At 72.1% G+C, this 11,872-nt stretch carries 14 protein-coding genes; 10 read left to right on the forward strand and 4 right to left on the reverse strand.

Annotated elements, in window-relative coordinates; all coding sequences use genetic code 11:
• The first annotated feature begins 273 nt into the window (after window positions 1–273).
• From ACIA77_RS11035 to ACIA77_RS11055, 5 genes are all read left to right on the forward strand, one after another.
• On the forward strand, window positions 274–1,209 hold the full coding sequence (locus ACIA77_RS11035) for a LysR family transcriptional regulator (protein ID WP_395885656.1): 936 nt from the start codon (window positions 274–276) through the stop codon (window positions 1,207–1,209).
• A gap of 55 nt (window positions 1,210–1,264) precedes the next feature.
• Complete coding sequence (locus ACIA77_RS11040) at window positions 1,265–2,623, forward strand: MmgE/PrpD family protein (RefSeq protein ID WP_395885657.1); 1,359 nt, start codon at window positions 1,265–1,267, stop codon at window positions 2,621–2,623.
• A 133-nt stretch (window positions 2,624–2,756) separates the two neighbouring features.
• Window positions 2,757–2,921: a hypothetical protein gene (locus ACIA77_RS11045; RefSeq protein ID WP_395885658.1), complete on the forward strand. Its 165-nt coding sequence runs from the start codon at window positions 2,757–2,759 to the stop codon at window positions 2,919–2,921.
• A 342-nt stretch (window positions 2,922–3,263) separates the two neighbouring features.
• Complete coding sequence (locus ACIA77_RS11050) at window positions 3,264–3,638, forward strand: MmgE/PrpD family protein (protein ID WP_395885659.1); 375 nt, start codon at window positions 3,264–3,266, stop codon at window positions 3,636–3,638.
• A 1-nt stretch (window position 3,639) separates the two neighbouring features.
• Window positions 3,640–4,971 (forward strand): MFS transporter, encoded by a 1,332-nt coding sequence (locus ACIA77_RS11055; RefSeq protein ID WP_395885660.1) that lies wholly within the window; start codon window positions 3,640–3,642, stop codon window positions 4,969–4,971.
• 1 nt (window position 4,972) lies between these two features.
• On the opposite strand, the gene ACIA77_RS11060 is transcribed toward ACIA77_RS11055, so the two are convergent.
• The gene (locus tag ACIA77_RS11060; protein WP_395885661.1) at window positions 4,973–6,067 is read right to left on the reverse strand and encodes a CaiB/BaiF CoA transferase family protein; all 1,095 of its coding nucleotides are present in this window, start codon (window positions 6,065–6,067) and stop codon (window positions 4,973–4,975) included.
• 50 nt (window positions 6,068–6,117) lie between these two features.
• On the reverse strand, window positions 6,118–6,525 hold the full coding sequence (locus ACIA77_RS11065; protein WP_395885662.1) for a MarR family winged helix-turn-helix transcriptional regulator: 408 nt from the start codon (window positions 6,523–6,525) through the stop codon (window positions 6,118–6,120).
• A gap of 117 nt (window positions 6,526–6,642) precedes the next feature.
• Here ACIA77_RS11065 and ACIA77_RS11070 point away from each other — a divergent pair, with 117 nt between their 5' ends.
• The 5 genes from ACIA77_RS11070 to ACIA77_RS11090 all read left to right on the forward strand — a co-directional run bounded on the left by ACIA77_RS11070 (window position 6,643) and on the right by ACIA77_RS11090 (window position 9,252).
• Window positions 6,643–8,064, forward strand: coding sequence for a non-oxidative hydroxyarylic acid decarboxylases subunit C (locus ACIA77_RS11070; RefSeq protein WP_395885663.1), 1,422 nt, complete (start codon window positions 6,643–6,645; stop codon window positions 8,062–8,064).
• A 23-nt stretch (window positions 8,065–8,087) separates the two neighbouring features.
• On the forward strand, window positions 8,088–8,318 hold the full coding sequence (locus ACIA77_RS11075) for a non-oxidative hydroxyarylic acid decarboxylases subunit D (protein WP_395885664.1): 231 nt from the start codon (window positions 8,088–8,090) through the stop codon (window positions 8,316–8,318).
• A complete protein-coding gene (locus tag ACIA77_RS11080) occupies window positions 8,315–8,584 on the forward strand; it encodes a hypothetical protein (protein WP_395885665.1) in 270 nt (89 codons plus the stop codon). Before ACIA77_RS11075 ends, ACIA77_RS11080 begins: the two co-directional genes overlap by 4 nt.
• A 50-nt stretch (window positions 8,585–8,634) precedes the next feature.
• Window positions 8,635–8,934 (forward strand): putative quinol monooxygenase, encoded by a 300-nt coding sequence (locus ACIA77_RS11085; RefSeq protein ID WP_395885666.1) that lies wholly within the window; start codon window positions 8,635–8,637, stop codon window positions 8,932–8,934.
• 117 nt (window positions 8,935–9,051) lie between these two features.
• On the forward strand, window positions 9,052–9,252 hold the full coding sequence (locus tag ACIA77_RS11090) for an antitoxin (RefSeq protein ID WP_395885667.1): 201 nt from the start codon (window positions 9,052–9,054) through the stop codon (window positions 9,250–9,252).
• A 131-nt stretch (window positions 9,253–9,383) separates the two neighbouring features.
• On the opposite strand, the gene ACIA77_RS11095 is transcribed toward ACIA77_RS11090, so the two are convergent.
• Entirely contained in the window at window positions 9,384–9,998 is a 615-nt protein-coding gene (locus ACIA77_RS11095; protein WP_395885668.1) for an isochorismatase family protein, read from the reverse strand.
• Entirely contained in the window at window positions 9,995–11,872 is a 1,878-nt protein-coding gene (locus ACIA77_RS11100) for a hydantoinase B/oxoprolinase family protein (RefSeq protein WP_395885669.1), read from the reverse strand. Before ACIA77_RS11100 ends, ACIA77_RS11095 begins: the two co-directional genes overlap by 4 nt.

The following is an 11,872-nucleotide window of genomic DNA, read 5'->3' on the forward strand; positions in this document are numbered from 1 at the left end:
GTCTGGATCACCTTGTCAAGGCACGCTTTCCAGCCTTGACAAGGTGATCCAGACCGTCGTTACCATCATCGGCTTCGGGGTGCAGGACGAGTCCCCAGCGCAACGTCGCGCCCCCAGGCGCGACGAGCCGCCCGCGACCCAACCGCCACCTCACCGATCCCCCAGCCCCAACGCCCCAGCGCGACGAGCCGCAAATACACCCACTCAAGTACTTTCCACCCCCATCCCCCACCACACCCCCTCCACCTCCGCCACAAAGCGGATAATCACCACGTGGACGACGCACGCGCCGGGAAGGTCACCTTCGCCGACCTCGAGCTCCTGCTGAGCTTCGCGGACACCGAGCACTTCGGGCACACGGCCGCCGAGCTCGGGGTCAGCGTCGCGACCGTCCAGCGGGGAATCCGGGCCCTCGAACGAAAACTGGAAATCCGGCTGGTCGAACAGGACGGCCGCCGCGTCCGCATGCTCCCCGCCGGCCATGTCCTCGTCCGCGAAGCCCACGCCGTGCTGCGGGCCCGTTCCGACGCCGTCGGTGCGGCCCTCGCCGACGCCGGCGAGCCGCAGCGCCTGCTCCGGATCGCCCACACCTATTCCCTGGGCCTGGGGTTCGTCCCCCGCGTCCTCGCCGATCTCCTCGAGGAGCGCCCCGAACTCCGGCTCCGCTGCAGCCAGGGTCCGGCCACCGGGGTCGTGGAGATGCTGCTGCGCGGCGACGCCGACGTCGGCTTCTCCTCGGTGGCCCCGACGGAAACCGACCTCGTCGTCGAGCCGTTGTTCACCGAGTCCCTGCTGCTGGCCGTGCCGGTCGGCGACCCACTGGCGAACCGGGAACGGGTGTCGCTGCGGGAGGTGCGGGACCGGCCGTTCGTGGCGATGGAGCCGGGCTCGAGCAGCCGCACGCACATGGTCAACGCGTGCGCGCGGGCCGGGTTCGTGCCGCGGATCGCGGTGGAGGGCAACGATTTGTTCGTGGTCGAGTCCATGGTGGGCGCGGGGATCGGCGTGTCGGTGGTGCCCGAGGGCATGAACGACCACCAGCACCCGCGGATCACGCGGATCAAGATCGACGATCCGTCGTTCTCCGGCCGCACGATCTTCCTCGCCTGGCACCGCAGCTCGACCGTGGCCGAGAGCGTGCAGGCGCTGGCGAACCTCGCGCGCGAGCGCGGCCGGCTCATGTCTCGATCGTTGCGCCGTGTGCAATGATCCCGCCGCGCGTTGGCGTTGTTCCCCACCGTAGACCTCCCTACGCTTTTCGATCATGGTCGCCACCACCGCCCGGACCAGGACTTCCGAGTTCTGCACGTGGGTGCTCGACGCCGCCGTGGCGCCGTTGCCCGACGAGGTGGCGCACGCGGCCCGGCGGAGCCTGCTCACCGTGCTCGGCACGGCGATCGGCGCGGCCCGCACGCCCGTGGTCGAGGCGCTCCTGACGACGGCCCGCACGAGCGGGGGCACCGGCGTGGTCGTGGTGCCGGGCCGGGTGGACACCGTGGACTCCCACTGGGGCGCGATCATCGCCGGCACGGCCGCGCACCACGACGACTTCGACGACACGCACCTGGCCACCGTGATCCACCCCGGTGCCGCGACGCTGGGCGCGGTGCTGGCGCTGGCGCCCGAACGGAACGCGCCGGGCGCGCGCCTGCTCGCCGCGTTCGCGCTCGGCTGCGAGGTGCAGCTGCGGATCGGCGCGGCGATCTCCCCGAGCCACTACGACCGCGGCTGGCACATCACCGGCACCTGCGGCGTGTTCGGCGCGGCCGTGGCCGCGGGGGTGCTCATGGGGTTCTCCGCGCCCGAGCTGGCCCACGCGCTGGCGTGCGCGTCGACGATGGTGCTCGGCCACCGCGAGGGTTTCGGCAGCGCGACCAAGCCGTTCCACGCCGGCAAGGCCGCCGCCAACGGCGTGCTCGCGGCCCGGCTGGCGGCCGAAGGAGTGCCGGGGTTCGCCGACCCGCTCGGCGACGAAGGCGTGCTGCCCGTGTTCGCCGACACCGTGGACAGCAACGCGTTCGTGCGCGAGGGCCGCTGGGAGCTCGAAGACAACACGGTCAAGCCGTACCCGTGCGGGATCGTCGCGCACCCGGCGATCGACGCGGCCGTGGCGCTCGCGCCCCGGCTCACGGACCCGGCCGCGATCACCGGCGTCGAGGTGCGCTGCCACCCGCTCGTGCCGGAGCTGATGGGTCGCCACCAGTCGAACGACGGGCTGCAGGCGAAGTTCAGCGCCCGCCACGCGGTGGCCGTCGGCCTGCTCGGCGGCCGCGCCGGCATCCCCGAATTCGGTGACGCTCGCGCTGTGGACCCCGACGTGGTCCGGCTGCGCGACCTGATCAGCCTCTGCCCGGTGCCGGGCTGCGCGCGCGACGAGGCGACCGTGACGGTCTCCCTCGCCGGTGGCGGGCGGTTGCGCGAGCACGTGGCCCACGCGCGCGGCAGCCTGGCCCGCCCGCTCACCGACGACGAACTGGGCGCGAAGGTGCGCGACCTCGTCGTCCCCGTTCTCGGTCCCGGGGCGCCGCGTCGGCTGTCGGCCGCCGTGCGGGACCTGGCCGCGGCACCCGATCCCCGGGCGCTCCTCGCGGCGACCCGGCCGGCCGAGGGGGCCGACCGGTGACCGCGAACCGCGCGAGCTCTCGGGTCGCGGCCACCCCACCATCTCCCCCGCTCGTCCCCGCGAAGATCGATCGAGCCGAAGGAGTCCGTACCGTGAAGTCCACTACCGCTTTCCCCGCGTTCGGAGCCGACTGGTGAGCCCCGCCGCAGTCCACTCCGCTGTCGAAGACCGGGCCCTGGCCGCGTTCGCGTGCGCCATCGGGGCCGAAGCCACCCCGCCCGCGGGCGTCGTCGCCGGCGCGACCCGCCCGGCATCCCCGGAGCTGCCGCGTCCGGCCCGTCCGCAAGCCGATTGGTGACCGCACCGGCCACCGGCACGACCCGGCACCGCCCCGCCACCACCCTCGGCGGGGCGGTGCCCCACCTCTGAAGCATGATCACGACCGAAGACCTCGTCGCCGCCGTTCTCACACCGCCACCGGCCGGCGCGCCGGACCACGCCGCCGGCGAGCTGACGCGCTTCCACCGCGCCGTCGCACTGGGCCGCGCCAGCACCGCCGCGCTCGCCGTGCGGCGACTGCCCGGTGACGACGGCGACCCGGCGCGAACCGCGTGGTGCGAAGGCACCGCGGCGGCCTGCGCTGCCGGTCAGCCGATGTGGGTGGCCGTGTACGCGGCCGCCGTCGCCCTGAGCGAAGGCGATGCGGGCCGCGAGGTGCGGGCCATCGCGATCGGCTACGGAGTGGCCGCCCGCGTGGCGGCCGCCCTCGGCCCCCGGCACGTGCTGTCGGGCTGGGTGCCAGGAAGCGACGGCGGGCGCGCTCGGCGCCGTCGCGGCGGCCGGGTGCGCCGCCGGGCTGAGCGCCGGTCCGCTGCGCCACGCCGTCGGCCTCTGCGCCACCCAGGCCGCCGGGCTGTCCGCCGCGGCCGAAACCCCGCTGGGCCCGCTGCAGGTCGGCAAGGCGGCGGCCAACGCCGTGGAAGCCGTGCTGCTGAGCCGCAGCGGGTTCACCTCGGCCGAGCAGCCGCTCGAAGGAAGGCGCGGGCTCTACGCCCTGCTGTCCGAAGGGGACTGACGTGACGCTCCAGGCCAGGCTCGACCGCCTCCCGTGGTCGCGCTACCAGTGGCAGGTGGCGGGGACGCTCGCGCTCTGCTTCGCGTTCGAGCTGGCCGACATCAACTCCTTCGCCTACGCCGCACCCGCCGTGCACCAGGCGCTGCGGATCGGTTTCCGCGCCATCTCGGTCGTCACCGCGGCCGGGTTCCTCGGCATGTTCACCGGGGCCGCGCTCGGCGGACGGCTCGCCGAACGGTTCGGGCGCCGCCGGGGACTGCGCGCGTCGGTGGTGTGGTTCTCGGTGTTCTCCCTGGCCAACGCGGCCGCGCCCGACGCGGCCACGCTGACCGCGGCACGGTTCCTGACCGGGTGCGGCCTGGGCGCGATGACCGTCGTCGCCGTCACCCACCTCGCCGAGCTCGTGCCGGCGAACCAGCGCGGCCGGCTGCAGGCGTGCACGCTCGCCGCCGGGCTGCTGGGCATCCCGGCGATGGCGTTCTCCGCCCGGGTGGTGATCGGGCTCGGCCCGCAGGGCTGGCGGCTGATCTTCGTGCTCGGCGCGCTGGGCCTGGTGTCGCTGGTGATCACGCGATGGCTGCCGGAATCACCGGCGTGGCTGCTCGCGCACGGGCGCGCGGCCGAAGCCGCCGACGCCGTCGCCGCGATCGAAACTCGGGTCGGGCGCCCGCTGCCGCCCGTGGTCGTCGTGGCGCCGGTGCCGGTGCCGCCGCGGTTGCGCGTCCGGCTGCTGTTCTTCGGACCGCTCGGCCGGCGCACGGTGCTGCTGATGACCGTGTGGGTCTTGCTCACGATCAGCTACTACGGCTTCGCGTCGTTCGCGCCGGCCCTGTTGCACGACCACGGGTTCACGCTCACCCACAGCGTCGGCTACACGGCGCTGACGACGCTGGGCGCGGTGCCCGGCGCGCTGCTCGCGTGGCCCGTCGCGGATCGCTTCGGCATGCGCGGCCCGATCACGGTGCTCAGCCTGCTGTTCGCCGCTTCGGGTGTCGCGTATGGACTGACGTTCGCGCCCGCTGCCATCGTGGTGTTCGGTTTCCTCGTGGCCGCGCTGAACCAGGCGCTCGTGGCGCTCATGTACTCCTACACGCCGCGGCTGTTCCCCGTCGAGATCCGCGCGACGGCCACCGGGCTCTGCTACGGCGCGGGCCGGCTGCTCAACGCGTTCGGCCCGCTCGTGGTCGGGCAGATCTACCTGACGCTCGGCTACACACCGGTGTTCGTGTTCGTCGGCGCGTGCGGCGCGCTGATCGCGGTTTCCGTGCTGCTGCTCGCCCCGCGGCGCGCGGCGCTGGCCCCGGTGGCCGAGCGCGCACCGTCCCCGGCCTGAGTCAGACGCCCCAGTCCGCGATCACGGCGTCGGTGTCCGCGCCCGGTTTCGGCGGCGACGACGGCAGGTCCGGCACGGTGCGCGAGAAGCGCGGCGCCGGCGCGGGCTGCACCACGCCGTCGAGCTCGACCAGGCCGGCGCGCGCCGCGATGTGCGGGTGCGCGGCGACCTCGTCCGGTTCGAGCACGGGGGTGACGCAGGCGTCGACGCCGGCGAACACCGCGGCCCACTCGTCGCGGGTGCGCGAGAGGAACTTCTTGGTGAACGCGGTCCGCATCGTCGGCCACCCCGCCTTGTCCATCTGCGGCGGCAATTCCGCCGCGTCGAGGCCCAGCCCGGCGAGCAGCGCCGCGTAGAACTGCGGTTCCAGCGCGCCGACGGCGACGAACTTGCCGTCCGCGCACACGTAGGTGTCGTAACACGGCGCGCCACCGTCGAGCAGGTTCACGCCGCGGTCGTCGGACCACTGGCCGAGGCCGCGCAGCGACCACAGCATCTGCGCGAGCACGCTCGTGCCGTCGACCATCGCGGCGTCGACGACCTGGCCCTGCCCGGTGCGTTCCCGTTCCCACAGCGCGGAGAGGATGCCGGTGAGCAGGAACATCGAGCCGCCGCCGAAGTCGCCGACGAGGTTGAGCGGCGGCACCGGCCGCTCACCCGGGCGCCCGATCGCGTTCAGCACGCCGACGAGCCCGATGTAGTTGATGTCGTGCCCGGCCCGCTGCGCCAGCGGACCGTCCTGGCCCCAGCCGGTCATGCGGCCGTACACCAGCCGCGGGTTGCGCGCGTGACAGTCGGCCGGGCCGACGCCGAGCCGCTCGGTGACGCCCGGTCGCAGGCCCTCCACCAGCACGTCGGCCTTGCCGGCCAACCGCAGCACGAGGTCGCGCCCCTCGGGCGTTTTCAGGTCGGCCGCGACGGATCGGCGGCCGCGCAGCAGCGGGTCCGGCTTGCCGCCGGACAGGTCCAGCGAACCCGACGGCCGCTCGACGCGCACGACGTCCGCGCCCAGGTCGGCGAGCACCATGCACGCGTGGGGCCCGGGACCGATCCCGGCCAGCTCCACGACCTTCAGCCCGCTCAGCGGTCCCGCCACGTGCCCTCCTCGGCGTCTTCCGGTGCCCGATCCCCGGACCCTACCGGGACTCAGACGGCCAGTTTGGTGAGCAGCGCCACGAGGTGCTCGCGCTCGCCGGCGTCGAGCGGCGCGAGCATCGATTCGTTCACGCCCTCGACCACGGGGATCGCCGACGCGAGCAGCTCCTCCCCGGCCGGGGTGAGCCGCAGCTCGCGGCGCCGCCGGTCGGTGCCCACGGTCCGCTCGATCAGGCCGCGCTCTTCCAAGCGCAGCAACAGGTTCGCGAGCGTGGCCTTGTCCGTCGCGGCCCGCTGCCCCGCCGACGCCTGGTCCAGCCCGGGCGTCTCGGAGATCGCGATCAGCACGGCGTACTGCGGTTTCGTGAGCCCGGGCAGCTTCGCCTGCCAGCGGGCGCCGTGCTCCTGCATCGCCCGCCGCATGGCGTGGAACACGGACTGGTCCATCCGGCTCGTCATGATCCCGATGTTAGTATGAAGACGAACGGTTCGTATACGAACTAGTCGACGGAGGCTCGACGACGGGCTCGACCGGTTCGGCCGGCCGGAACCCCCGCCGGACACCCAGGAGGACCCATGCCCCACGACGACCTCAGGTCGTTCCTGACCGCGCTCGACGAACAGGGCCAGCTCCTGCGGGTGACCGAGCAGGTCGCGCCCGAGCCGGACCTGGCCGCGGCCGCCAACGCCGTGACCAAGCTCGGCGCCGCCGCTCCCGCGCTGTACTTCGACGACATCGCCGGGTTCACCGACGCCCGCATCGCGCTCAACGTGCACGGTTCGTGGGCCAACCACGCGCTCGCGCTCGGCCTGCCCGCCGGCACCGGTGTGAAGGACCAGGTCGCCGAGTTCATCCGGCGCTGGGAGTCGTTCCCGGTCCCCGTCGAGCGGCGTGCCGATCCGCCGTGGGCCGAGAACGTTCTGCAGGGTGACGACGTCGACCTGTTCTCCGTGCTGCCCCTGTTCCGCCTCAACGACGGCGACGGCGGCTTCTACCTGGACAAGGCCGCCGTCGTCTCGCGCGATCCGGAGGACCCGGAGAATTCGGGCAAGCAGAACGTCGGCGTCTACCGCCTGCAGGTGAAGGGCCGGGCGGAGCTGGGCATCCAGCCCGTGCCGGTGCACGACCTCGCGCTGCAGCTGGCGAAAGCCGAGCGCACCGGCGAGGACCTGCCCGTGGCGATCGCACTGGGCAACGACCCGGTGATCCCGATCGTGGCCGCCACGCCACTGGCCTACGACGAGAACGAGTACGAGCTGGCGGGTGCGCTGCGCGGCGCGCCGTGTCCCGTCACCGCCGCGCCGCTGACCGGCCTCGACGTGCCGTGGGGTGCGGAAGTGGTGCTGGAAGGCGTGATCGTCGGCAGGCGGCGCGAGCTGGAGGGCCCGTTCGGCGAGTTCACCGGCCACTACTCCGGCGGCCGCAGCATGCCCGTGATCCGGATCGACCGGATCTCCCACCGCACGCACCCGGTGTTCGAATCGCTCTACCTCGGCATGCCGTGGACCGAGATCGACTACCTGATGGCCGCCAACACGTGCGTGCCGATCCACCAGCAGCTCAAGGCCGATTTCCCCGAGGTGCAGGCCGTGAACGCCATGTACACCCACGGCTTGCTCGCGATCGTTTCGACGGAACGCCGCTACGGCGGGTTCGCCAAGGCCGTCGGCATGCGCGCGATGACCACACCCCACGGGCTCGGCTACGTGAAGACCGTGATCCTCGTGGACGAAGACGTCGACCCGTTCGACCTGCCGCAGGTCATGTGGGCGATGTCCACGAAGGTCAACGCCGCCGGCGACGTGCTGATCCTGCCGAACCTGCCCGTGGTCGCGCTCGACCCGTCGGCCCAGCCCGCGGGCATCAGCCACAAGATGATCATCGACGCCACCACCCCCGTCGCGCCCGACGACCGCGGCCACTTCAGCCAGCCCGTGCGCGACCTGCCGGAAACCGCGGCGTGGCTGGACAAACTGCGCGTGCTGGCCGCCCGATGACCCGCCCGGAAGGAGCCCGTCCCGTGTCCTGCCCCCGCTGCGACCACCCCGAGGTCACGAACCTCGCCGACTCGCCCGTGCCGGGCGTGTGGCACGTGCTGCAGTGCGCGCGCTGCCGCTACACCTGGCGCACCACGGAGCCGAAGCGCCGCACCGACCGCGCCACCTACCCCGACGCGTTCCGCCTCACCCTCGCGGACATCACCTCGGCCGACGAGGTCCCCGCCGTGCCCCCACTAGAGTCGCGCGCATGAGCGACACACTGATGTGGGAAGTCCGCGCCGCCCCCGGCCGCCAGCAGGATCTGCTCGCCTGGGTCGAGGCCACCGCGGTCCCGGCCCTCGCAGCCACACCGGACCTCGCCGCAGCCGACGTGTACCTCGGCGGGCAGGACCGGGTCGTCGTGATCGCGCGCTGGAGCGCGACCACTCCCCCGCGCCTGCCCGACCCGCCGGAGGACCTGCTGGCGCGGCCCGTCGCGCAGTGGCCCTTCCAGCATCACAACCGGATCGCGCCCTGAGCCGATAGGTTGGGCCCGACGGGAACGACAGTCCTCTTGGAGGTCACCGAATGACAGTGGCTCAGATCGCCTACATTCGCCCGAAAGCGGGCAAAGAGGCGGAACTGGAGCGGGTCCTGCGCGGGCTCGTCGACGCCGCGCGGCAGGAAGAGGGCACGGTGCTCTACCTGCTCAACCGCCGCGAGGACGAGTTCGTGTTCTACGAGATGTTCGCGGACGCGGACGCGCTGAAGGTCCACAGTGGCAACGAAGCGCTGCGCGGGCTGGTCGCGCGGGCCGACGAGCTGCTCGACGGCGGGATCACGGTGGAGAAGGTGTCCTACCTCGACGGGGCCGGCCGCTTCAGCTGAAACCTTCCTCCGCTCCCGTCTCACCCGATGAGGGGACAATGAGGCTGACCCGGTGAAGCGCTGGGTACTCCTCGCAACGTCCACCCCGGGATTCGGCACGACGGAAGGGAGCGCGAGATGAGCATGTTCGACAAGGCCAAGGAGAAGCTGCAGGAGTTCGCGGGCCAGCACCCGGACAAGGTCGACCAGGGTGTCGACAAGGCCGCCGACGTCGCCGACGAGAAGACCGGCGGCAAGTACGGCGAGCAGATCGACAAGGGCGCGGACAAGGTGAAGGACCACTTCAGCGGCGACGACGAGCAGCAACCACCGCAGTAGCCGACCGCCCACCGAGGAGGCCTCCCGCCGGAATCCCGAACCGGCTGGGAGGCCTCCTCACGTGGGCCTGAATTTTCACGGCAGCCGGGCTTTTCACGCGGCCCGCTTCAGGAAACGCTTCAGGAAACGCTTCAGGAAACCAGGTGCGCCAGCGCTTCCTCGACGTCGACCACGTCGGCGTACTTCGCGTCGAGGTCGACCAGGTTGTTCTCGTGCACGGCTTCCGCGCGGTCGGCGCAAGCCTGCCGCACGACCTTCGGCCGGATCCCGTGGTTGAGCGCGTCCATCGCCGACGCGCGCACGCAGCCGGACGTCGACACCCCCGTCACCACGAGAGTGTCCACTCCGGACGTGACCAAAGTGGACGCCAGCGAGGTGCCGAAGAACGCCGACGCGTACTGCTTCGCCACCACGACCTCACCGGGTCCGGGCTTGAGCGGCCCGATCTCGCCCCAGCCGCCCTCGGCACCTTCCTCGAACGCCGCCAGCGCCGGCACCTTGCGCACGAACAGGCCGCCGTCGGCGAGCCCGCGGGTGAAGACCACCGAGGTCCACACGACCGGGTGGCCGTGCGTGCGGGCGGCTTCGAGCAGCCGGCGGGTGGCCTCGATCGCCGGCTGCGGCGAAGGCAGTTCGAACGGGCCGCCCGGTTCGGTGTAAGCGCGCACGAGGTCGATCACGAGCAGCGCGGGCCGCGCGCCCCAGCCGAGCCGGCCGGAGAACGCGGACCCGTGCGGCCCGCTCACGACGCCGACCAGACCGGCCGCTGCGGTGCGGGCAGGCCGGTTTCGGCCTCGCAGTGGGCGAGGAGCTCTTCGATCGGCGGGCCCATGTCGAACACCGGCAGTTCGGCCGGCCGGGACGCGCGCATTTGGTCGCGCAGGGTTTTCGTGGCCTCTTCGGCCACCGTGCCGTCTTCGGCGACGACCACGCCGTAGCCGCGCGCACCGTCCACGGTGACCAGTCCGCGAGCCACTTCCAGGCCCACCAGCGCCGGATCGCGTTCGAGCGGGTCGCCCCAGCCGCCGCCACCCCACGTGACGAAGTGCAGCACGTCGCCCGGGTGCACCGGCACGTCGTGGCACTTGCTCGGCAGCACCTCCTTGGTGCCGTCGGCGCGTTCGAGCCACTTCGTGCCGCGGGCGCCGGGCGCACCGCCATTGACGCCCCACGGGTAGGTGAGCCAGCGGTCGTCGTGGATGGCGATCGTGCAGGGTTCGGAGAACACGTAGGTCACGTCCACGCCGTTGCCGCCGCGGTGCAGACCGGCGCCGCCGGTGTCGGCGACGGTCTCCCAGCGCTCGATGCGCAGCGGGTAGTAGGACTCGAGGTACTCGCACGGGATGTTGACGAAGCTCGGCCACAGCGAGTGCCCGTCGGGCCCGTCGCCGAGCGGCCGGCCGGGGATGCCGCCGAAGCCGATCGAGTAGAGCTGGAACCATTCGCCCTTGCGCTCGCCCGAGGAGTAGTTCCCGGAATACATGAAGTGCGGGCTGGACGAGAAGCCCGCGGCGTTGAGCAGCGCCGGGTTCGTCTGGCCCAGCAGCCCGCCGAACAGGTCGAACACGCGCCCGATGCCGTGGTTGCGGCCGTTGAGGGAGGCCGGGTGCTTGGGCTTCCAGTACGAACCGTCCGGGATGGTCACGTCGACCAGCGGGTAGAACCCGTCGTTCCAGAGGATCTGCGGGTCGGCGACGGTGATCATGTAGATCCCGAAGAACATCCGGGTCAGGTTCTCGTTGATGTAGTAGTTGACCGGGCCCGCGGCCTGCGGCGAGCTGCCGGTGAAGTCCAGGTGCACCTTCTCGCCGTGGCGGGTGAGCGACAGCTTCAGCTCGTACGGGCCGAAGCCGACGCCGTCGTCGCAGATGTAGTCGGTGAAGCTGATCGTCTTGCCGTCTTCGAACACCGTCTGCAGCAGGATCTTCATCGCGTCGTAGTTGCGCTGCAGCAGAGCGTCCAAAGCGGACAGGTACGTCGCCGTGCCGAACCGCGTGCACATCTCGACCACGCGCCGCGACGCCGTGCGGCACGCGGCGACGAGGCCGTTGAGGTCCGCGCGGTTCCAGTCGGGCATGCGCACCTGGTTGAGGATGATCCGCAGCGCGTCCTCGTTGAGCTCGCCCTTGCGGTAGAGCTTGAACGGCGGGACGACCACACCCTCCTCGTAGATCGTGCGCGCGTCGGTGGGCATGGAGCACGGCGTTTTGCCGCCGACGTCGGACATGTGCCCGAACATCGACGCCCAGCCGACCAGCCGGCCTTCGTGGTAGATCGGCATGACGAGCAGCCAGTCGTTGGCGTGGCTGATCGCCGCGCCGCACGCGTACGGGTCCGACGTCATGAGCACGTCGCCCTCTTCGATGGTGCCGTCGAAGCCCTCGAGGAAGTCCGGGATGGACAGGCCGAACTGGCCCACGACCATCTTGCCGCTCGGGTCGCCGATGAGGGGGAATTCGTCGTGCTGCTCGCGGATGCCGGGCGAGAGCGCGGTGCGGAACAGCACCTCGTCCATCTCGTAACGGGCGTTGCGCAGGCCGTTCTCGATCAGGTCGAGGGTGACCGGGTCCACTTCGGACTTTTCGACGGCGCCGGTCGCGGTCTCGATGATGCGTGCCAA

It is taken from the genome of Amycolatopsis sp. NPDC051903, assembly GCF_044452505.1.
In the GTDB taxonomy this organism is placed as follows: domain Bacteria; phylum Actinomycetota; class Actinomycetes; order Mycobacteriales; family Pseudonocardiaceae; genus Amycolatopsis.